Origin of the sequence: Streptomyces sp. NRRL B-24484, assembly GCF_000717715.1 — a bacterium.
Classification (GTDB): Bacteria; Actinomycetota; Actinomycetes; order Streptomycetales; family Streptomycetaceae; genus Kitasatospora.
In genome coordinates, this window is the sequence record NZ_JOAI01000002.1 from 36466 (window position 1) to 56815 (window position 20350).

The 20350-nt window shown below is 74.2% G+C and carries 22 protein-coding genes; 13 read left to right on the forward strand and 9 right to left on the reverse strand.

Features of this window, described 5'->3' with window-relative positions; translation table 11 throughout:
• Nucleotide 1: 1 nt before the first annotated feature.
• Nucleotides 2-925, reverse strand: coding sequence for a DeoR/GlpR family DNA-binding transcription regulator (locus IE98_RS0102200; RefSeq protein WP_052390032.1), 924 nt, complete (start codon nucleotides 923-925; stop codon nucleotides 2-4).
• 220 nt (nucleotides 926-1145) lie between these two features.
• The gene (locus IE98_RS0102205; RefSeq protein ID WP_030263119.1) at nucleotides 1146-2600 is read right to left on the reverse strand and encodes an NAD(P)H-quinone dehydrogenase; all 1455 of its coding nucleotides are present in this window, start codon (nucleotides 2598-2600) and stop codon (nucleotides 1146-1148) included.
• Between the two features lie 145 nt (nucleotides 2601-2745).
• Between IE98_RS0102205 and IE98_RS0102210 the strand changes: the two genes are divergently transcribed.
• The 3 genes from IE98_RS0102210 to IE98_RS0102220 all read left to right on the forward strand — a co-directional run bounded on the left by IE98_RS0102210 (nucleotide 2746) and on the right by IE98_RS0102220 (nucleotide 6030).
• Nucleotides 2746-3183: a gamma-glutamylcyclotransferase gene (locus IE98_RS0102210; RefSeq protein WP_030263121.1), complete on the forward strand. Its 438-nt coding sequence runs from the start codon at nucleotides 2746-2748 to the stop codon at nucleotides 3181-3183.
• Nucleotides 3184-3408: 225 nt separating this feature from the next.
• Nucleotides 3409-4230, forward strand: a complete 822-nt coding sequence (locus IE98_RS0102215) for a purine-nucleoside phosphorylase (RefSeq protein ID WP_030263124.1) — start codon at nucleotides 3409-3411, stop codon at nucleotides 4228-4230.
• 102 nt (nucleotides 4231-4332) lie between these two features.
• Nucleotides 4333-6030: a phospho-sugar mutase gene (locus IE98_RS0102220; protein ID WP_030263126.1), complete on the forward strand. Its 1698-nt coding sequence runs from the start codon at nucleotides 4333-4335 to the stop codon at nucleotides 6028-6030.
• Between the two features lie 108 nt (nucleotides 6031-6138).
• Here IE98_RS0102220 and IE98_RS0102225 read toward each other — a convergent pair whose 3' ends face one another.
• The 3 genes from IE98_RS0102225 to IE98_RS0102235 form a co-directional block, all read right to left on the reverse strand.
• Nucleotides 6139-6786, reverse strand: a complete 648-nt coding sequence (locus IE98_RS0102225) for a PH domain-containing protein (protein WP_030263129.1) — start codon at nucleotides 6784-6786, stop codon at nucleotides 6139-6141.
• 127 nt (nucleotides 6787-6913) lie between these two features.
• Nucleotides 6914-7651, reverse strand: coding sequence for an ABC transporter permease (locus tag IE98_RS0102230; protein ID WP_030263132.1), 738 nt, complete (start codon nucleotides 7649-7651; stop codon nucleotides 6914-6916).
• Nucleotides 7648-8409: an ABC transporter ATP-binding protein gene (locus tag IE98_RS0102235; RefSeq protein WP_030263135.1), complete on the reverse strand. Its 762-nt coding sequence runs from the start codon at nucleotides 8407-8409 to the stop codon at nucleotides 7648-7650. The genes IE98_RS0102230 and IE98_RS0102235 overlap by 4 nt, the downstream gene beginning before the upstream one ends.
• Before the next feature lie 138 nt (nucleotides 8410-8547).
• Between IE98_RS0102235 and IE98_RS0102240 the strand changes: the two genes are divergently transcribed.
• Nucleotides 8548-9096 carry a hypothetical protein gene (locus tag IE98_RS0102240; protein ID WP_199922856.1) on the forward strand — a complete coding sequence of 183 codons (549 nt, stop codon included), beginning with the start codon at nucleotides 8548-8550 and terminating at the stop codon, nucleotides 9094-9096.
• Between the two features lie 14 nt (nucleotides 9097-9110).
• Here the strand turns inward: IE98_RS0102240 and IE98_RS0102245 are convergent, their stop codons facing one another.
• Nucleotides 9111-9722 carry a TetR family transcriptional regulator gene (locus IE98_RS0102245; protein WP_030263139.1) on the reverse strand — a complete coding sequence of 204 codons (612 nt, stop codon included), beginning with the start codon at nucleotides 9720-9722 and terminating at the stop codon, nucleotides 9111-9113.
• 118 nt (nucleotides 9723-9840) lie between these two features.
• Here IE98_RS0102245 and deoC point away from each other — a divergent pair, with 118 nt between their 5' ends.
• From deoC to IE98_RS0102270, 5 genes are all read left to right on the forward strand, one after another.
• Nucleotides 9841-10833 carry a deoxyribose-phosphate aldolase gene (gene deoC, locus IE98_RS0102250; protein WP_043173286.1) on the forward strand — a complete coding sequence of 331 codons (993 nt, stop codon included), beginning with the start codon at nucleotides 9841-9843 and terminating at the stop codon, nucleotides 10831-10833.
• Nucleotides 10834-10838: 5 nt separating this feature from the next.
• Nucleotides 10839-12326, forward strand: a complete 1488-nt coding sequence (locus tag IE98_RS0102255) for an aldehyde dehydrogenase family protein (protein ID WP_052390034.1) — start codon at nucleotides 10839-10841, stop codon at nucleotides 12324-12326.
• Nucleotides 12319-13221 (forward strand): aldehyde dehydrogenase family protein, encoded by a 903-nt coding sequence (locus IE98_RS0102260; protein WP_030263146.1) that lies wholly within the window; start codon nucleotides 12319-12321, stop codon nucleotides 13219-13221. The genes IE98_RS0102255 and IE98_RS0102260 overlap by 8 nt, the downstream gene beginning before the upstream one ends.
• A gap of 151 nt (nucleotides 13222-13372) precedes the next feature.
• The gene (locus IE98_RS0102265; protein ID WP_030263148.1) at nucleotides 13373-13780 is read left to right on the forward strand and encodes a hypothetical protein; all 408 of its coding nucleotides are present in this window, start codon (nucleotides 13373-13375) and stop codon (nucleotides 13778-13780) included.
• Between the two features lie 91 nt (nucleotides 13781-13871).
• Nucleotides 13872-14516 carry an ATP-binding protein gene (locus tag IE98_RS0102270; RefSeq protein ID WP_199922857.1) on the forward strand — a complete coding sequence of 215 codons (645 nt, stop codon included), beginning with the start codon at nucleotides 13872-13874 and terminating at the stop codon, nucleotides 14514-14516.
• Nucleotides 14517-14738: 222 nt separating this feature from the next.
• Here the strand turns inward: IE98_RS0102270 and IE98_RS0102275 are convergent, their stop codons facing one another.
• A complete protein-coding gene (locus IE98_RS0102275) occupies nucleotides 14739-15461 on the reverse strand; it encodes a SigE family RNA polymerase sigma factor (protein ID WP_420706154.1) in 723 nt (240 codons plus the stop codon).
• Nucleotides 15462-15952: 491 nt separating this feature from the next.
• Between IE98_RS0102275 and IE98_RS0102280 the strand changes: the two genes are divergently transcribed.
• Both IE98_RS0102280 and IE98_RS0102285 read left to right on the forward strand, forming a co-directional pair.
• Entirely contained in the window at nucleotides 15953-16633 is a 681-nt protein-coding gene (locus IE98_RS0102280; protein ID WP_030263155.1) for a response regulator transcription factor, read from the forward strand.
• Between the two features lie 52 nt (nucleotides 16634-16685).
• Nucleotides 16686-18173 (forward strand): sensor histidine kinase, encoded by a 1488-nt coding sequence (locus tag IE98_RS0102285; RefSeq protein ID WP_030263158.1) that lies wholly within the window; start codon nucleotides 16686-16688, stop codon nucleotides 18171-18173.
• On the opposite strand, the gene IE98_RS48855 is transcribed toward IE98_RS0102285, so the two are convergent.
• Nucleotides 18124-18504 carry a hypothetical protein gene (locus IE98_RS48855; RefSeq protein WP_159400809.1) on the reverse strand — a complete coding sequence of 127 codons (381 nt, stop codon included), beginning with the start codon at nucleotides 18502-18504 and terminating at the stop codon, nucleotides 18124-18126. The genes IE98_RS0102285 and IE98_RS48855 overlap by 50 nt on opposite strands.
• A 24-nt stretch (nucleotides 18505-18528) precedes the next feature.
• On the opposite strand from IE98_RS48855, the gene IE98_RS0102295 reads away from it, so the two are divergent.
• Both IE98_RS0102295 and IE98_RS0102300 read left to right on the forward strand, forming a co-directional pair.
• Complete coding sequence (locus IE98_RS0102295; RefSeq protein WP_159400810.1) at nucleotides 18529-19137, forward strand: VanZ family protein; 609 nt, start codon at nucleotides 18529-18531, stop codon at nucleotides 19135-19137.
• Nucleotides 19138-19525: 388 nt separating this feature from the next.
• Nucleotides 19526-19708: a PspC domain-containing protein gene (locus IE98_RS0102300; protein ID WP_030263165.1), complete on the forward strand. Its 183-nt coding sequence runs from the start codon at nucleotides 19526-19528 to the stop codon at nucleotides 19706-19708.
• A gap of 83 nt (nucleotides 19709-19791) precedes the next feature.
• Here the strand turns inward: IE98_RS0102300 and IE98_RS0102305 are convergent, their stop codons facing one another.
• Nucleotides 19792-20241: a hypothetical protein gene (locus tag IE98_RS0102305; RefSeq protein ID WP_030263167.1), complete on the reverse strand. Its 450-nt coding sequence runs from the start codon at nucleotides 20239-20241 to the stop codon at nucleotides 19792-19794.
• Nucleotides 20242-20350 lie beyond the last annotated feature (109 nt).

Sequence of the window (20350 nt, forward strand, 5' to 3'; positions counted from 1 at the left end):
TTCAGGGCCTGCCGGTGGTCAGCTGGCGGGCCATCAGGCCGGCGTGGCCGGGGCGGCGCTGGCCGGGCAGCGGGGTGCCGGGAGGTGCGGTGCGCCGCGGGCCGCCGGCGGACGGCGGCTGGTGCGGCGTCATCGGGTGCGCCGGGCCGCCGCTGTGGACGGTCGGCTCGGCCGGCGTGCCGAGCGGGGCGAGCGAGATCTGCACCCCGCAGTCGGCGAGCGCGTCCAGCTCCCGGGCGGTCGGGTCCTGGGCGGCGGACTGCTCGTCGGTGACCAGCCGGGTGATGGCCTCCGTCGGCACCGTCTGGAACATGGTGTCGGCACCGAGCTTGGTGTGGTCGGCGAGGACGATCACCTCCGCCGCCGCCTGCACCAGCGCGCGGTCCACGCTCGCGGACAGCATGTTGGTGGTGGACAGGCCGCGCTCCGCGGTCAGACCGCTGCCGGAGACGAACGCCTTGGACACCCGCAGCCCGGCCAGCGACTGCTCGGCGCCACTGCCCACCAGGGCGTAGTTGGAGCCGCGCAGGGTGCCGCCGGTCATCACCACCTCGACGCGGTTGGCGTGCGCCAGCGCCTGGGCGACCAGCAGCGAGTTGGTGACCACGGTGAGGCCGGGCACCCGGGCGAGCCGGCGGGCCAGCTCCTGGGTGGTGGTGCCGGCGCCCACGACCACGGCGTCGCCCTCCTCGACCAGGCCGGCGGCCAGGTCGGCGATGGCGCTCTTCTCGGCCGCGGCGAGATGGGTCTTCTGCGGGTATCCGGGCTCCCGGCTGAAGCCTCCGGGGAGCACCGCGCCGCCGTGGCGGCGGTCGAGCAGCCCTTCGGCCTCCAGGGCCCGGACGTCCCGGCGGACGGTGACTTCGGAGGTCTGGACGACGCGGGCCAACTCCCGGAGCGAGACCGCTCCGTTGGCGCGCACCATTTCGAGGATCAACTGGCGACGTTCTGCAGCAAACACGGAACCGACGGTAACCTGAATGACCGTCTGCTTTCAGGCGTTTGCAGCCAGTAGCCGGAAACGCTCACCTACGAGCGGCGTGCGACCGTACAATTCGCGCCGCGGGCGGCTCCGTGCACGCTCCTCCGCGCGGGTGGAACGCGGCGGGCGGCCGCCGTGGCGGCCGCCCCGGGCGTCCGGCGGATCAGGAGTCCGAGCCCTCGCGCTTGCGGATGTGCAGCTGACGGGCGGCCTCCGCGGTGGAGCCGGACAGCGACGGGTACACGGTGAACGCGCCGGCCACCTGTTCGACCGTCAAGTTGTTGTCCACGGCGAGCGAGATCGAATGGATGAGTTCGCTCGCGCGCGGCGCGACGACCACGCCGCCGACCACGATGCCGGTGCCGGGGCGGCAGAACAGCTTCACGAAGCCGTCGCGGATGCCCTGCATCTTGGCCCGCGGGTTGCCGCGCAGCGGCAGCTTGATCTCGACGGCGTCCATCTTGCCGCCGGCCACGTCCGCGGCGGTGTAGCCGACGGTGGCGATCTCCGGGTCGGTGAAGACGTTGGAGGCGACGGTCTTCAGATTGAGCGGCTGCACCGCGTCGCCGAGAGCGTGGTACATCGCGATCCGGCCCTGCATGGCGGCGACCGAGGCGAGCATGAAGACGCCCGTGCAGTCGCCGGCCGCGTAGACGCCCGGGGCGGTGGTGCGGGAGACCCGGTCGACCTTGATCTGGCCCCAGTCGTTCAGCGCGACGCCGGCCTCCTCCAGGCCCATGTCCGCGGTGTTGGGGATCGAGCCGACCGCCATCAGGCAGTGGGTGCCCTCGATGACGGTGCCGTCCGAGAGGGTGACCTCGACCTTGTCGCCGATCCGCTTGGCGCTCTCGGCGCGCGAGCGGCTCATCACGTTCATGCCGCGGCGGCGGAAGACGTCCTCCAGCACCTCGGCCGCGTCCGGGTCCTCGCCCGGCAGCACCCGGTCGCGGCTGGACACCAGGGTGACGTCGGAGCCGAGCGCCTGGTAGGCACCGGCGAACTCGGCACCGGTCACGCCGGAGCCGACCACGATCAGCTCGCGGGGCAGCTCGTCGAGGTCGTAGACCTGGGTCCAGGTGAGGATCCGCTCGCCGTCCGGCTGGGCGTCCGGCAGCTCGCGCGGGTGCACACCGGTGGCGATCAGCACGGCGTCGGCGCGCACGGTCTCGGTGGTGCCGTCCTCGCGGTCGACGACCACCTCGCGGGAGCCGTCCACGGCCTGCCCGCCGGAGCCGAGCCGGCCCTTGCCGCGCAGCACGGTGACGCCGGCCCGGGTGACGGCCTGGGTGATGTCGTGGGACTGGGCGATCGCGAGGCGCTTCACCCGTCGGTTGACCTTGCCGAGGTCGACGCCGACCACCCGGGCGGACCGCGCCAGCGGCGGGGTGTCGTCGGCGACGATGATGCCGAGCTCCTCGTAGGAGCTGTCGAAGGTCGTCATCACCTCGGCGGTCGCGATCAGCGTCTTGGACGGCACACAGTCCGTCAGCACCGCCGATCCGCCCAGGCCGTCGCGGTCGACGACGGTCACCTCCGCGCCGAGCTGGGCTGCCACCAGGGCCGCCTCGTATCCGCCGGGTCCGCCACCGATGATCACGATCCGAGTCACGGGCACCATTCTCCCGCATGCCGGAACCAAAGCCACGCCGGGGGCGTTGCCTCCCGCCCCGGCCCGCCGGACACCCCCTGCCGGCGCCCGCGCCGGCGCCGCCGCGGGTCCGCCCGTCCCGTCCGGGGCAGCGCTCTCCCGTAGGCTGGCGCCCATGTCGCTCTACGCCGCGTACGCCACGAACCTCGACGCCCGGCAGATGACCCGGCGCGCCCCGCACTCCCCGCTGCGCGGCACCGGCTGGCTGGACGGCTGGCGGCTGACCTTCGGCGGCGAGCAGCTGGGCTGGGAGGGCTCGCTGGCGACGGTGGTGGAGGACGAAAAGGAGCAGGTCTTCGTCTCGCTCTACGACGTCTCGCCGGTGGACGAGGAGGGGCTCGACCGCTGGGAGGGCGTGCAGCTCGGCATCTACCGCAAGATCCGGCTGCGGGCGCACACCCTGGACGGCGACATCCCGGTGTGGACGTACGTGCTCAACGACTACGAGGGCGGGCTTCCGGCCGCCCGCTACCTGGGGCTGGTCGCGGACGCGGCGGAGAGTGCCGGCGCCCCGGACGACTACGTGCGCGAGCTGCGCCGCCGCCCCTGCTGAGCCGCCCCTGCCGGACGGCTCCCCGAGGGCCCGCGAGGGCGCTCCGGCGACCCGACGACGGCCCGCACGGGCACGCCGACCGGGCCCGCGGCCTCGTGCGATCCGACGGACCGGGGTGTCCGCAGGCGTCCTGTCACGGTATTTCCGGATGATTCCGGTAACGATCCGGCGCGTCTTGGCGGGATGGTCTACGCGCGTAGGCGAATCTTGTCTATCCTCGGACGCGTGAACGTATCTCCTCAGTCGGTCGTCTCCGCCGACCCCTACGCCGCCGCCCGGGCCGCCGCCGACCGCCTCCGCGAGCTGACCGGCGTCGACCGCCACGACGTCGCCCTCGTGATGGGCTCCGGCTGGGTGCCGGCCGCCGACGCCCTGGGCGAGACCGTGGCCGAGTTCCCGGTCACCGACCTCCCGGGCTTCCCCGCCCCCGCCGTCGCCGGGCACGCCGGCCGGATCCGCTCCGTGAAGATCGGCGAGAAGCGCGCCCTGATCTTCCTCGGCCGCAACCACTACTACGAGGGCCACGGCGTGGCCACCGTGGTGCACGGCGTCCGCACCGCCGCCGAGGCGGGCTGCGGGATCATCGTCCTCACCAACGGCTGCGGCGGCCTGCGCGAGGGCTGGACCCCGGGCCAGCCGGTCCTGATCAGCGACCACATCAACCTCACCGCCGACTCGCCGATCGTCGGCGCCAACTTCGTCGACCTCACCGACCTCTACTCCAAGCGGCTGCGCACCCTGTGCCGCGAGGTCGACCCGTCCCTCGACGAGGCCGTCTACGTGCAGTTCCGCGGCCCGCACTACGAGACCCCGGCCGAGGTCAACATGGCCCGGGTGATCGGCGGCGAGCTGGTCGGCATGTCGACCACCCTGGAGGCCATCGCCGCCCGCGAGGCCGGCTCCGAGGTGCTCGGCATCTCCCTGGTGACCAACCTGGCCGCCGGCATCACCGGCGAGCCGCTCAACCACGAAGAGGTGCTGGAGGCCGGCAAGGCCAGCGCCGAGCGGATGGGCGCGCTGCTCGCGAAGGTCCTTGAGCGGATCTGAGCCCGCGCTGACGCAGAATCAGTAGACCGGCGGCGGGCGCGGCGCCCCCGCGGCGCCGCGACCGCCGCCGGCCGGCCCACACCCTCGTTTGGAGCTCGCAGCATGGCGCAGGCACCCACCACCGACCTCCTCGCCCGGGCCCGCGCATGGCTCGCCGAGGATCCCGACCCGCAGACCCGCACGGAGCTCACCGAGCTGCTCGTCGCCGCGGAGGGCCCCGACGCGGAGTCCGGGGAGCGGATCGCCTGGTCCCGGCTGGCCGAGCGCTTCGCCGGCCGCCTCCAGTTCGGCACCGCGGGCCTGCGCGGCGAACTCGGCGCCGGCCCGATGCGGATGAACCGCGCCGTGGTGATCCGCGCCGCCGCCGGCCTCGCCGCGTACGTGCGCAAGAACCCGGAGCTCGGCGACCTGGTGGTGATCGGGTACGACGCCCGGCACAAGTCCTACGACTTCGCCCTGGCCACCGCCGCCGCCGTGGTCGGCGCCGGCCTGCGCGCCGCGCTGCTGCCGCGGCCGCTGCCCACCCCGGTGCTCGCCTTCGCGATCCGCCACCTCGGCGCCGCGGCCGGCGTGACGGTGACGGCCAGCCACAACCCGCCGCAGGACAACGGCTACAAGGTCTACATGGGCGACGGCTCGCAGATCGTCCCGCCCGCGGACGCCGGGATCGCCGCCGAGATCGACGCGATCGGCGCCCTCGCCGACGTCCCGCTCGCCGAGAAGGGCTGGGAGGTGCTGGGCGACGACGTCGTCGAGGCCTACCTGGACCGCGCGGTCACCGTGCTGGACCCGGCCGGCGCGCGTGAGCTGGACGTGGTCTACACGCCGCTGCACGGCGTCGGCCGGGACGTCCTGCTCGCCGCCTTCGAGAAGGCCGGCTTCCCGGCGCCCACCGTGGTCGCCGAGCAGGCCGAGCCCGACCCCGACTTCCCGACCGTGGCCTTCCCCAACCCGGAGGAGCCCGGCGCGATGGACCTGTCCTTCCGGACGGCCGCCGCCGCCGGCCCGGACATCGTCATCGCCAACGACCCGGACGCCGACCGCTGCGCGGTGGCCGTCCCGGACAACGGCGGCTGGCGGATGCTGCGCGGCGACGACGTCGGCGCGCTGCTCGGCTCGGCCCTGGTCGCCAAACGGGTCGGCGGCACCTTCGCCACCACCATCGTCTCCTCCACCCTGCTCGGCCGGATCGCCGCCGCGGCGGGCCTCGGCTACACCGAGACGCTCACCGGCTTCAAGTGGATCTCCCGCGCCGAGGGCCTGCGGTACGGCTACGAGGAGGCGCTCGGCTACAGCGTCGACCCCGAGGGCGTGCGCGACAAGGACGGCATCACCGCCGCCCTGCTGGTCGCCGAGCTCGCCGCCACCCTCAAGCGGGCCGGCCGCACCCTCGCCGACCTGCTGGACGACCTGGCGCTGGAGCACGGCCTGCACGCCACCGACCAGCTCTCCGCCCGGGTCGACGACCTCGCGCTGATCGCCGAGGCGATGCACCGGCTGCGCGAGCGGCCGCCGACCGTGCTGGCCGGGCTGCAGGTCACCCGGGCCGACGACCTCACGGCCGGCTCCGCCGACCTGCCGGCCACCGACGGCCTGCGGTACTACCTGGCCGGTGAGGGCGTCCGCTCGGCGCGGATCGTCGTCCGGCCGTCCGGCACGGAGCCCAAGCTCAAGTGCTACCTGGAGGTCGTCCTCCCGGTCGCCGACGCGGCCGGGCTGGCCGACGCCCGCGGGCGGGCCGCCGCCCTGCTCGACGGCATCAAGCGGGACCTCGCGGCTGCCGCAGGCATCGGCGCCTGACGGCCCGGCACCGCCCGGCGGACACCCCGCTTCGTCCGCCGGGCGGTGCCACGCGCACGGGCCCCCGCCGACCTCGGTCGGCGGGGGCCCGTGCGTACGTGTGCGGGGTCAGCCCGCGGCGATCAGGGTGACCAGCGCGACCAGGCCGGCCACGGTCGGCACGATCACCCACCAGCACCAGCTGACGGTCACCTCGCCCTCGGCCTCGGGCCGGCCGGCGCACCGCTCGGCCAGCTCCTGCAGGTTCCCCACCACCTGGTCGGACCAGGCCCGGGTCGGGTCGTTCTGGCCCGGCCGCAGCGGCGCCGACGGGGTGCCGTCCTTGGCGGCCCGCATCGCCCGGCGGCTCGCCGCCTTGCGCTGGCGGATCGACACCGGCACCGCCCAGATCTGGTACTTGTGGCCGCCGGCGAACAGCTCGACCGAGTACCCCGACCGCAGCCCCTCCACCTGCGACCACGGCGCGTGGACGCTGCGCAGCGGGTTGCGGACGAGCAGCCGGCGCTCGTTGGCGTACACCGCGGGGCGGAGCGTGTAGGCGATCACCGGGAAGACGAAGACCGGCGCGGCGGCGAGCGCCACCCAGGGCGTGCGGCCGGTGCCGGAGATCACGGCGTCGCCGATCAGCCAGGCGGCGACGGCGAGCAGCAGGACACCGGAGATGATGCCCGGGCCGGAGCGGTAGACGCGGTCGGCGTACTGCGGCTCCTCGGGGGCGGCGGGGCCCGGGTGGGGCGTGCCGTCGGATTCGGTCATGGGGACGATTCTGCCGCATGGGACCCGTCCGCCCCAGGGACCCCGGCCGCGGGATTCCTGCGGGTCACGCCGGGCGCCGCCGGACCGGGGCCGGTCCGGCGGCGCGGGGTGGGTCCGCTCCGCGGGGTCAGGGGGTGCGGCGGCGGAGCGTGGCCGCGCCGAGGCCGAGGGCGAGCAGGGCGCAGCCCGCGATGACCGCGAGGTCCGTGACCACCTCGCTGCCGACGCCGCTGTGCACGGTGAGCCGGCTCATCGCGTCGACCGCGTACGAGAGCGGCATCACGTCGGAGGCCCAGCGCAGCACGTCCGCCATCTGCTCGCGGGGCACGAACAGTCCGCAGAGCAGGAACTGCGGCAGCAGGACGGCGGGCAGGAACTGCACGGCCTGGAACTCGGTGGCGGCGAACGCGGAGACCAGCAGGCCGAGCGCCATGCCGAGCAGGCCGTCGCCGACCGCGACGGCGAACAGCAGCCAGGTGGGCCCGGCGACGTCGAGGCCGAGCAGGCCGATGGTCAGCGCGGAAGCGAGGGCCGCCTGGACGAGGGCGACCAGGCCGAACGCGAGCGCGTAGCCGAGCAGCAGGTCCAGCTTGCCGAGCGGCATGGTGAGCAGCCGCTCCAGCGTGCCGGAGGTGCGCTCGCGCAGCATGGCGACCGAGGTGACCAGGAACATCACCAGCAGTGGGAAGACCCCGAGCAGGGCCGGTCCGATCCGGTCGAAGGTGGTCGGCTGCCCGTCGTACATGTAGCGCAGCAGGGTCAGCAGGACGCAGGGGACGACGAGCAGCATCGCGAGGGTCCGCGGGTCGTGGCGCAGCTGGGCGAGGACGCGGCGGGCGGTGGCGAGGGTGCGCCGGGTGTTCATCGGCCGGTCTCCACGGTGTCGGCGGTGCGGGGGGTGTCCTCGACCAGGCGGAGGAAGGCGCTGTCGATGTCGGCGGCCCCCGTGGCGGCGAGCAGGGCGGCCGGGGTGTCGTGGGCGAGCAGGCGGCCGTCGCGCATCAGCAGCAGGCGGTCGCAGCGGGTCGCCTCGTCCATGACGTGGCTGGAGACCAGCAGGGTGGCGCCGTCCTCGGCGAGGCCGCGGAAGAGCTGCCAGAGGTCCTGGCGGAGTACCGGGTCGAGGCCGACGGTGGGCTCGTCGAGGACGAGGAGTTCGGGCGTGCCGAGCAGGGCGGCGGCGAGCGAGACGCGGGCGCGCTGGCCGCCGGAGAGCCGGCCGGCGGGGTCGTTCTCGTGGCCGGTGAGGCCGACCTGGCGGATCACCCGGGTCGGGTCGCCCTTGGGTGTGCCGAGGACGGCGGCGAAGTAGTCGAGGTTCTCGGTGACGGTGAGGTCGGCGTAGACGGAGGGTGCCTGGGTGACGTAGCCGACGCGGTGGCGCAGGGCGGCGTCGCCGGCCGGGCGGCCGAGCACCTCGACGGTGCCGCCGGCGGTGCGCTGCACGCCGACGACCGACCGCAGCAGGGTGGTCTTGCCGCAGCCGCTGGGGCCGAGCAGTCCGGTCACCGATCCGCGCGGGATCTCCAGGTCGAGGCCGTGCAGGACGGGGCGGCCGCCGCGGACCACGGTCAGGCCGGTGGTCCGGATCGCGGGGCCGGGCCCCGCCTCAGAATTCATCATGCGATGAGTTTTGCGTTCCGGACCCTGGCCGTCAAGAGACCTCGCACGGTGTCGTGGGGAGGACCGGGGACGACCGGGGGGCGACCCGGAGCCGCCCCGGCCATGGACAACGGGCCCGCCGACCAGCAGGGTGGGCGCGTGACCGCATCGGACGCCCCCGCCCCGCCCGCCGCCGACACCGACCTGCCGACCGGTACCGACGTACCGACCGGGGCCGACCGGGAGGGCCCCGGCACCGTCCGGGGCCTGCCGCTGCCGCAGCTGCTGCTCGACCTGATCGCCGACGGGCGCTGGCGGCACCCGGGCGACGCGGCCCTCGCCGAGGCCCTGCCCTGGTTCGCCGACCCGGTGGAGTTCCTGCCCGACGTGGCGGCGGTGCGACGCCAGTCCGCCTCGCTCGACGACCTCTCGGACGAGGAGCTGGGCCCGCTCTTCCGGCAGGCCCGCGGCAGTACCGCCGACGAGCCGGTGGAGCTGCCGTGGCTGGACGCGGAGCGGGCCGTGCTCATCGCGGTCGCCCGCACCGCCGGGGACGACACCGCGCTCGCCCTCGACTACCGCACCGACCCGGCCGACCCGCGGGTGGTGGGCAGCGACATCTGGACGAACCCCCGCGAGTACACCTGGCGGATCGCCGCCCCCACCTTCACCGCCTTCGCCACCGCCCTCGGCCTCCTGGAGCAGTAGAAAGAGCGGACCTCTCAGGCCTCGACGAGGTACCCCTGCACCGCGCGGGCCAGCAGCGGCAGCACCTCTTCGGCCGGGGCCGAGGCCAGCGGTTCGACGGCGATCACGTAGCGGGCCATGGCCAGTCCCAGGATCTGCGACATCACCAGCTCGACCCGCAGTTCCGGCTGCGGCACGTCGAGGCCGGCGGCGACCCGGGACACCACCTCGGTGACCATGAAGCCGCGCATCAGCCCGGCGACCTCCTCGGAGGCGGCGGCCGTCCGCAGGACGGCGAGCAGCCGGTCGCGGACGGTCGGCTGCTCCCACAGCGAGAGGACGAACCGGGCGACCCGGTCCCCGACCTCGGCGCGCTCGCCGGCCAGCACCCGGTCGACGATCAGCCGAGGGTCGACGGGGAACTCCAGGGCGGCCAGGAAGAGCCGGTCCTTGCTGCCGAAGTAGTGGTGCAGCAGGGCGGCGTCCACACCGGCGGCGCGGGCGATCGCCCGCATGCTCGCCTTCTGGTAGCCGAGGGCGGCGAACTCGGCCCGGGCGGCCTCCAGCACCGTCCGCCGGGTGTCCGCGCCGCCGGGGCGCCGGCCGGTCCTCTTGCGGGGTGCGGGATGTTCGGCAGCGGAAGTCACCAGGGCATTCTTCCCGCCTGCCGGCCGCTCCGGCGGGCGGGCGGGCACCACATCTCGGTCCGGCATCGAAAACCGACCCTCCCTAGCGGATCGCTACGCGCGTAGATATGCTGGTCTGGTGACTATGTCCACTCTTGCAGCCCACGCCCCCGGCGCTGCGGGCAGCGGCCTCTCGGACGTCGCGTCGTCCGAGGCCTCGCTCCGCCGCTTCCTGCACGGCCTGCCCGGCGTCGACCAGGTCGGCCTGGAGGCTCGCGCCGCCACCCTCGGCACCCGTTCGATCAAGACCACGGCGAAGGCGTACGCCATCGACCTGGCGATCTCGATGATCGACCTGACCACGCTGGAAGGCGCGGACACGGTCGGCAAGGTGCGCTCGCTCTGCATCAAGGGCCGGAACCCCGACCCGTCCGACCCGACGACCCCGCGGGTCGCGGCGATCTGCGTCTATCCGGACATGGTCGCCACCGCCAAGGACGCCCTGCGTGGCACCGACATCCAGGTCGCCTCGGTGGCCACCGCCTTCCCGGCCGGCCGCGCGGCCCTGCCGGTGAAGCTCGCCGACACCGCGGACGCGGTCGCCGCCGGCGCCGACGAGATCGACATGGTGATCGACCGCGGCGCCTTCCTGTCCGGCCGCTACCTGGACGTCTTCAACGAGATCACCGCGGTCAAGGAGGCCTGCCGCCGCCCCGACGGCACCTCCGCCCACCTCAAGGTGATCTTCGAGACCGGCGAGCTGCAGACGTACGACAACGTCCGCCGCGCCTCCTGGCTGGCGATGCTCGCCGGCGCGGACTTCATCAAGACGTCCACCGGCAAGGTCGCGGTGAACGCCACTCCCCCGGTGACCCTGCTGATGCTGGAGGCGGTCCGCGACTTCCGCGCCGCGACCGGCGTGCAGATCGGCGTGAAGCCGGCCGGCGGTATCAAGACCACCAAGGACGCGATGAAGTACCTGGTGATGGTCAACGAGACGCTGGGCGACGACTGGCTGTCCCCGCACTGGTTCCGCTTCGGCGCCTCCAGCCTGCTCAACGACCTGCTGATGCAGCGCCAGAAGCTGACCACCGGACGGTACTCCGGCCCTGACTACGTGACGGTGGACTGAGACAGATGGCCAAGAACACCAAGAAGACCGACGCGCCCGTGGCGCAGGCCCCCCGCGGCGGCCTGTTCACCTACGCCCCCGCCCCGGAGTCCCCGGCCGCGGCCGGCGACATCGCGACCTCGTACGGCCACTTCATCGGCGGCGAGTTCGTCGACTCCTCCGGCAGCGAGGCGCTGAAGACCGTCAACCCGGCCACCGAGCAGGTGCTGGCGGAGTTCGCGCAGGGCACCGGTGAGGACGTCGACCGCGCGGTCGCCGCCGCCCGCAAGGCCTTCACCGACTGGTCGGCGCTGCCGGGCAGCGAGCGCGCCAAGTACCTGTTCCGGATCGCCCGGATCGTCCAGGAGCGCTCCCGCGAGCTGGCCGTGCTGGAGTCGATCGACAACGGCAAGCCGATCCGTGAGACCCGCGACTTCGACGTGCCGATGGTCGCCGCGTGGTTCTTCTACTACGCGGGCTGGGCGGACAAGCTGGACTACGCGGGCTACGGCCCCAACCCGAAGCCGGTCGGCGTCGCCGCCCAGGTCATCCCGTGGAACTTCCCGCTGATGATGCTGGCGTGGAAGATCGCCCCGGCGCTGGCCACCGGCAACACGGTCGTCCTCAAGCCGGCCGAGACCACCCCGCTGACCGCGCTGCGCTTCGCCGAGATCTGCCGCCAGGCCGGTCTGCCGAAGGGCGTCGTCAACATCGTCACCGGCGACGGCCGCACCGGCGCCGCGCTGACCGCCCACCCGGACGTGGACAAGGTCGCCTTCACCGGCTCCACCCCGGTCGGCCGTTCGATCGCCCGCCAGCTCGCCGGCACCCGCACCAAGCTCTCGCTGGAGCTCGGCGGCAAGGCCGCGAACATCGTCTTCGACGACGCGCCGATCGACCAGGCCGTCGAGGGCATCGTCAACGGCATCTTCTTCAACCAGGGCCACGTCTGCTGCGCCGGCTCCCGGCTGCTCGTCCAGGAGTCCGTCCAGGACGAGTTCCTGGAGGCGCTGAAGCGCCGGATGTCGACCCTGCGGGTCGGCGACCCGCTGGACAAGAACACCGACATCGGCGCCATCAACTCCTCGGCGCAGCTCGCCCGGATCACCGAGCTGACCGACGCCGGCGAGGCCGAGGGCGCCGAGCGCTGGTCGCCCTCCTGCGACCTGCCGGGCGCCGGCTACTGGTTCCGCCCGACCCTGTTCACCGGCGTCTCGCAGGCCCACCGGATCGCCCGCGAGGAGATCTTCGGCCCGGTGCTGTCGGTGCTGACCTTCCGCACCCCCGCCGAGGCGGTCGAGAAGGCCAACAACACCCCGTACGGCCTCTCCGCCGGCATCTGGACGGAGAAGGGCTCGCGCATCCTGTGGACGGCGAGCCGGCTCAAGGCCGGTGTGGTCTGGGCCAACACCTTCAACAAGTTCGACCCGGCCTCGCCGTTCGGCGGCTACAAGGAGTCGGGTTACGGCCGCGAGGGTGGCCGGCACGGTCTGGAGGCCTACCTCGATGTCTGACACGACCCTGCGTCTTGACGTCCTCAAGACCTACAAGCTGTACGTCGGCGGGAAGTTCCCGCGGTCCGAGAGCGGGCGGGTGTACGAGGTGACCGACTCCAAGGGCCAGTGGCTCGCCAACGCCCCGCTCGGCACCCGCAAGGACACCCGGGACGCCGTCGTGGCCGCGCGCGCCGCGGTCAAGGGCTGGTCCGGCACCACCGCGTACAACCGCGGCCAGGTGCTGTACCGGGTCGCCGAGATGCTGCAGGGCCGCCGCGAGCAGTTCGCCGTCGAGGTGGCCGCCGCCGAGGGCCTGGGCGTCAAGAAGGCCGCCTCGCTGGTGGACGCCGCGATCGACCGCTGGGTCTGGTACGCGGGCTGGACGGACAAGGTCGCCCAGGTCGCCGGCAACGCCAACCCGGTCGCCGGGCCGTACTTCAACCTGTCGACGCCCGAACCGAGCGGCGTGGTCGGTGTGCTGGCGCCGCAGGCCGGCCACGGCTTCTCCTTCCTCGGCCTGGTGTCGGTGATCGCCCCGGTGATCGCCACCGGCAACACCGCCGTGGTCGCCGCCGCTGCCGACGCGCCGCTGCCGGCGCTGTCGCTGGGCGAGGTGCTCGCCACCTCCGACCTGCCCGGCGGTGTGGTCAACGTGCTGTCCGGCCGCACGGCCGACATCGCCCCCACGCTGGCGTCCCACCAGGACGTCAACGGTCTCGACCTGACCGGCGCGGTGCACCAGGACGGTCCGGGCTCGCCCGCCGCCCTGGAGGCCGCCGCCGCCGAGACCCTCAAGCGCGTCCTGCGGCCGGCCGCCGACCCGGCCGCCGCGGACTGGACGGAGGCGCCGGGCACCAAGCGGCTGACCTCCTTCCTGGAGACCAAGACGGTCTGGCACCCGATGGGCATCTGACCACCGGGCCGCGACGAAAGTGGGACCCGCACCCTCCCGACCGGGGGTGCGGGTCCCACTTTCGTCGTTGCGGGTTCCGGCCGGTCGGCGGGCAACCTGCCGACCCCCTCCACGAGTCCAACCGGGCAGGAACGACCGGAAGGACGAAACGATGTGGGAGTTGGCCGCCGACCTGGCGGTTCTGTTCGGGGACGGGCCGCTGCGGGCGCTGCGCGCACGGCGGGCCCGCCGGCGGCTGCTGGCCGGGCTGCCGACCCGCATCCCGTGCTCGGTGCGCTCGGAGCGCCCGGGCTGGCCGGCCGCGTTCGAGAGCGGGAGCCTGCTGGTCACGCCGGGCCGGCCCACCGCCGCCTTCGGCTCCCGCCGGCACCCGTGGCTGGAGTTCGGGCTCGGCGGTGAGCACCGCGACCCGGCGCCGGAGGACCGCTTCGGCCCCGACCGGCCGGCCACCGGCTACCTGCCGCCGGACGGCGGCGCGGCGGTGTTCGTCCAGGTGCACAGCCGCTACCTGGTGACCACCCGGCTCGCGCTGGGCGGCCCGGTGGACGGGACGGTCTGACGGGCGCACCGCCCGGCGGTCCGTGTGAGATTGGCCCGGGGACGTCCCGGCGGTACCGGTGAACGCCGGTGATGCGTCAGACTGGTGTCCCGTGAGTGACACCCCGCTGAACCCGGCGCCGACCCAGCGCGCCCGCGTCATCCTGCTGTCGGGACCCTCCGGATCGGGGAAGTCCTCCCTCGCCGAGCGCACCGGCCTGCCCGTGCTCCAGCTCGACGACTTCTACAAGGACGGCGACGACCCGACGCTGCCGCAGCTGCCGGACGACGGCGGCACGGACTGGGACTCGCCGGCCTCCTGGCACGCCGAGCAGGCGCTGGCGGTGATCCGGGCGCTGGTCGAGGACGGCCGCGCGGACGTCCCGGTGTACTCGATCCCGGACAACGGCCGGGTCGGGGTGCGCCCGTTCGCGCTCGACGGCGCCGCCGCGTTCGTCGCGGAGGGGATCTTCGCCGCCGAGCTGGTCGGCCGCTGCGGGGCGGAGGGGCTGCTCGGCGACGCGCTGTGCCTGCGCAACCGCCCGTCCACCACGGCCTGGCGGCGCTTCCGCCGGGACGTCCGCGAGGGCCGCAAGTCGGTGCCCTACCTGCTGCGCCGCGGCTGGCGGCTGATGCGTGCCGAGCGCGGCATCGTGTCCCGCCAGACCGCCCTCGGCGCGCACGCCTGCGCCGGCCCGGAGGCCGAGCGGCGGGTGCGCGCGGTGGCGGACGCCCGACCGGTCCGCGTCGCGGCCTGAGCCACGGCCCCGAGGGCCCCGGGCGGCCCGCACGGCCCCCGGACCGCTCACGCGCCCTCCCGTACGACGACGCACAGGAGCCCGGTGCCTCTCCCCGGCACCGGGCTCCTGCTGTTGCGGGTCCGCGGGCTTCCCCCGTTGGCGGCCACTCCCCCGAGTAGGCCGTCGCGCTTCCGCGTCCCCTTCACCCGTCCCCCGACGGGAGTCCTGTGGTGGCCGCGGTCAGGCGACCAGCTCGCCGAAGGCGTGCGCGGTGTCGCCCGTCCGGTTGAGCTGCTCGTCGTCGCGCAGCCGGCGCAGCGCGCGCCAGATGCTGCTCTTGACGGTGCCGACGCTGATGCCGAGGATGTCGGCGATCTCCGGGTCGGTACGGCCCTCGTAGTAGCGGAGCACCAGCATGGTGCGCTGGTTCTCCGGCAGCTTGGCCAGCGCCTGCCAGAGCACGGCGCGCAGCTCGGTGCCGCCCATCGCGTCGGTGTCGCCGGCCGTCTCCGGCAGCTCCTCGGTCGGGTACTCGTTGACCTTGCGGCGCCGCCAGGCGGAGATGTGCAGGTTGGTCATGGTGCGGCGGAGGTAGCCCCCGACCGCGGCCTTGTCGGTGATCCGGTCCCAGGCGCGGTAGGTGCTGAAGAGCGCGCTCTGCAGCAGGTCCTCGGCCTCGTAGCGGTCACCGGTGAGGTGGTACGCGGTGGCGTACAGGGAGGCGCGGCGCTCGCGCACGTACGCGGTGAACTCTGCGATGCGGTCCGCCGCCTCGGTCGAGCACTCCCCCTGCGCGCCTCCCTGTCGACCGTCCTCGGCACCTGCTGCCGCGGGGGTGAGCCGCAGCAGTGTGGTGCCTGCGGCCTGGCGGGCGTCCGGCTCCCCCGAGCCGGTGCCGCGCAGGCCTTCCCCCGTCGGGATGGCCCGACCCTGACCCACCGGGAGGATCCCCCGGAGCGTCATGGTCGAGCTGCTGTCGGCCGCACTCCCCCTGTGGCCGATCCCATACAGCTCCCCCACGTGCCCGCCGCCGCTGGGGCGGTGGGCTCCGGTGCGGTGTGCGCACCCCCGTACGATCACGGCACCGGAAGCCTCGTCGGTCCGCACCTCGTACCTGGTCCGCGGGTTGGCGGTCGAACGCGCTGCGCGGACGGCCGCGTTGCGGGTCAGAAGCGTTGCGTTCATCGTGCGCCCCCATGGTCGGTACGTGCGGTTCCCCGTCGCCGTTCCCTCCGGTTCTCACCCGGTCGTTCCCGGCGACAAGGAAAATCCTGCCCGCCCGTCGTCATGGCGGTGTCCGCCGACTGTCACAGGGCTGTCACAGCGCCCGGGGCGTCCGGGCGCACTGCTGTCACATCCGCCCGGACGCCCGAACCGGCGCCTCCGGTTCCCGCGACCGTTCAGCAACCACCCGGGTGGGTGATCTGTGGCCGTGGGTGGGCCAGAATGAGCCCGTGCCTTTCCTGCTTCTGATCGAGGACGACGACGCCATCCGGACAGGCCTCGAACTCGCCCTCACCCGCCAGGGCCACCGTGTGGCCGCCGCGTCCTCCGGCGAGGACGGCCTGAAGCTGTTCAAGGAGCAGCGTCCGGACCTCATCGTCCTGGACGTCATGCTGCCCGGCATCGACGGCTTCGAGGTGTGCCGTCGCATCCGCCGGACCGACCAGCTGCCGATCATCCTGCTCACCGCGCGCTCCGACGACATCGACGTGGTGGTGGGCCTGGAGTCCGGTGCCGACGACTACGTCGTCAAGCCGGTGCAGCCGCGCGTCCTGGACGCGCGGATCCGGGCCGTGCTGCGCCGTGGCGAACGGGAGAGTTCGGACTCCTCCACCTACGGCAGCCTGGTCATCGACCGCTCGGCGATGACCGTCACCAAGGACGGGCTGGACCTGCAGCTCACCCCGACCGAGCTCCGGCTGCTGCTGGAGCTGAGCCGCCGGCCCGGCCAGGCGCTCTCCCGGCAGCAGTTGCTGCGGCTGGTGTGGGAGCACGACTACCTGGGCGACTCCCGGCTCGTGGACGCCTGCGTGCAGCGGCTGCGGGCCAAGGTCGAGGACGTGCCGTCCGCGCCGACGCTGATCCGCACCGTGCGCGGGGTCGGCTACCGGCTCGATCCGCCCCTGCAGTGACCGTCGGCCGCCGCGGCCGCCCGCCTGTTCCCGTTCCCGTCTGTGAGACCTGTTGACTGACGCCCATACCCCGCCGCGCCGCCGCCGTCCCTGGCGGCGGCTGCGCTCGCTCCGGGTCCGCCTGATCGCGGTGTTCGCCGCGGTCGCGCTGATCACCGCGGTGTCGGCGTCCGGCATCGCCTACTGGCTGAACCGCGACGCCGTCCTCAAGCGCGCCCAGGACACGGCACTGAACGACTTCCGGGTCTCGCTGACCCGGAACGTCTCCGACCTGCCGGTGGACTCCACCTGCCCCGAACTCGCCTACCTGGCACAGCAGGTGGCCTCGTCCGGGCTCAACTACGACGTGGTGGTGACCGACCCGGCGAAGCCCGAGTGCGCGGTCTCCACCGACCCGTCGCGGTTCACCCTGCACGACGTGCCGCAGTCGCTGCAGCGGGCGGTGGCCGCCGAGCGCGAGGTGGGGGCGGGCAACCCGTACCCGTACCACCTGTACTGGCAGCGGGTGAACCTGGGGAACCGGCCGTTCCTGGTCGGCGGCACGAGGGTGGTGCCCACCGGTCCGACGGCGTACATGTTCAAGTCGCTGGAGGACGAGCGGGCCGATCTCAACACGCTGGGCTGGTCGTTGGCGATCGCCACGCTGCTGGCGCTGATCGGCTCGGCGCTGCTGGCGCAGGCCGCCTCCTCGACCGTGCTGCGGCCGGTGCGCCGGCTCGGCGAGGCCGCCCGGCGGCTCGGCGAGGGCAAGCTGGACACCCGGCTGGAGGTCGAGGGCGGCGACGAACTCGCGGACCTCGCCCGGACGTTCAACCGGACCGCGGAGTCGCTCTCGCACCAGGTCGAGGAGTTGAGCGCCCGCGAGGCGCAGAGCCGCCGCTTCGTGGCCGACATGTCGCACGAACTGCGCACCCCGCTCACCGCGATGACCGCCGTCACCGACATCCTGGAGGACGAGGCGGACTCGCTGGACCCGATGATCGAGCCCGCGGTGCGGCTGGTGGTCAGCGAGACGCGGCGGCTGTCAGACCTGGTGGAGAACCTCATGGAGGTGACCCGCTTCGACGCCGGCACCGCCAAGCTGGTCGCCGACGAGGTGGACATAGCCGACCTGATCATGTCCTGCATCGACGGCCGGGCCTGGTACGACGCCGTCGAGGTGGACGCGCCGCGCGGCATCCGGCTGATGGCCGACCCGCGCCGCCTGGACGTCGTCTTCGCGAACCTGATCGGCAACGCCCTCAAGCACGGCGGCTCGCCCGTCCGGGTGGCCGTCCGGCAGGAGGGCGACGACGTGGTCGTCGAGGTCCGCGACAGCGGGCCGGGCATCCCCGAAGAGGTGCTGCCGCACGTCTTCGACCGCTTCTACAAGGCCGACAAGGGGCGGGCCCGCTCCGAGGGCAGCGGCCTCGGGCTGTCCATCGCGATGGCCAACGCACAGATCCACGGCGGCACCATCACGGCCGCCAACGGGGAGAGCGGGGCGGTCTTCACCCTGACCCTGCCGCACACCCCGCCCAGTCTGGAGGACGCACAGTGAGCGCGGTACGGAGGGCGGCGGCACTGGTCCTGCTGGCCGGGGCCGCGGCCGGCTGCGGCATCCGGCCGACGGCGGTACCGGTCGACGCCGGGGCGCCCGCCAGCCGCACGGCCTGCCCGAGCCCGGTGCAGGTGCCGCGGGCGGTGACGCCGACGGCCGCCTCGCCGGCCCCGACCGGGTGGCCGTCCGTCGCGGCGAAGACCCCGACGCCGCTGTTCAGCATCACCCCGACGCCGAGCGCTTCGGCCTCGCACTGCCCCTGACCCGCCCGGGGCGGGGCGGTGGAACCGTCCACGGCCGGGACCGCGTCCACCCGGTTGTGCACCGACATGGCACCACCACCCGCACCGGCGCAGTGACCGGGGACGACACGATCGAGGACGCCGAGCCGACCGATCGGACCCCGCCGCCGGAGGCGTGCCGCTTGCTGCGGACGACCGCACGGCTCCTGCTGGCCGGCTACGCGGTGCTGCTCGCCTGGCTGGTGCTGCGGCCCAACGCGGTGAACTGGACCTACCCGGCCAACCTGACCCCGCTGGCCTCCGTCGACCGGGCGCTCGCCCTCGGCGGCTACGCGGGGGCCCGGCAGCTCGCGGCCGGCATCCTGCCGCTGGCCCCGTTCGGGGTGCTGCTGCCGATCGCGGTCGGCCGGCTGCGGACGCCCGTGCTGCCGTCCTTCCTGCGCACGGTCGGCGGGGCCGCCCTGCTGGCGACCGGGCTGGAGATCCTGAAGAGCTGGACCCCGGGCCACGTGCTGAACGTCGACGACATCATCCTCGGCACGGCCGGCGCGGCCGTCTGCCATCTGCTGATGGTCCCGGCCGCCCGTGCCCTGCTCCGGCTGCGGGCCCGCCGGCGCCGCACCGCCGGCGCCGCCGCGGTGCCGCACCACCGCACCTACGAACTCGCCTCCGCCGCCCCCCTGGGCCGCCTCACCGCCCCGGGCAGCCCCACCGTCCGGTAGCGCCCGGCCGGCACGGCCGTGCGCGGTGACTTCCGGGCGTGCAGGCGTCTTCTCGGCGGGCCCGTCCGGACGGACTCGACGCCCTGCCCCGCGTCGGCAACAGCGGCCCCGCGCCACGGACTTGCCGTCGGCACCATCCGCGGCCCGGCAACGCGCGGTGACTCCCGGGCCCGCACAGGCCTCCTCCGCAGGCCCGCTGGCGCCCCGGCCGGCTGTGCCTCTCGGGGGCGGCCCTGAGGTCGACCCTGAGAGGGACCTCCGCCGCCCCGGTGAGAGGTCAGGGGCGTGGATCACTATCGGGGCTGACGTTTCCGGCGGCCCGTCCGAGCACGATGGACACATGCCCGCCGGACGGACCGGACCGGGCCCGCGACCCGGGAGTCACCCCATGAGCACGCTCGCCCGCCCCCGCCACAACCGCGTCATCGCCGGCGTCTGCGCCGGGCTGGCCAAGCGCTTCGGCCTCGCCCCGTGGACCGTGCGGATCATCTTCCTGCTCTCCTGCCTGCTGCCCGGCCCGCAGTTCCTGATCTACCTGGCGCTCTGGCTGATCCTCCCGCAGGAGCCGTGAGGCACGGCGAAGGGCCGCCCCCGCAGTGCGGGGGCGGCCCTTCGCCGTGCCGGGCGTGCAGTCCGTCCGGCCCGCGGGCGGTGTCAGCCGCCGATGCCGGGCAGGGCACCGCCGGGGCCAGCACCCAGGCCGCTGACCGTGCCGAGCACGCCGCCGACCGGGGTCTTCTCCAGGCCCTGGGCGCCCGGGACGGGCGGGAGGGCACGGTCCGCGGCGGCCTCGGGCGCGGCCGGAGCGGCGTCGGCGGCCGGTGCCTCCGCAGCGGGGGCCTCTGCCGGGGCGGCCGGGGCGGCGGGGGTCAGCTTGCCGCCGACCTCCGGGTTGAGGGTGCCGACGGCCTGGGTGACCTCGTTGCCGCCGGGAACCTTCTGCACGGCACCGGGCACCGCGCTGGTCAGCCCGGGGTTGGTCAGCGCGCTGGTCGGCAGCCCGAGCCCGCCGGGGGCGGCCGCGGAGGCACTGCCTGCGGCCACGGCGGCGATCGCGACGCCCAGAGCGGCGGTGCCTGCGGCCTTCAGAGTTGCCTGCTTCATGCGTTGGTCCTCGGTTCCTCGTCGGTGCCCGTGGTACGGCCGCCCCGGGGAGCGCCCGTCGTCACACCGGGTCAGCAGTGACTGGCACACCGTAGTGAGAACATGGAAT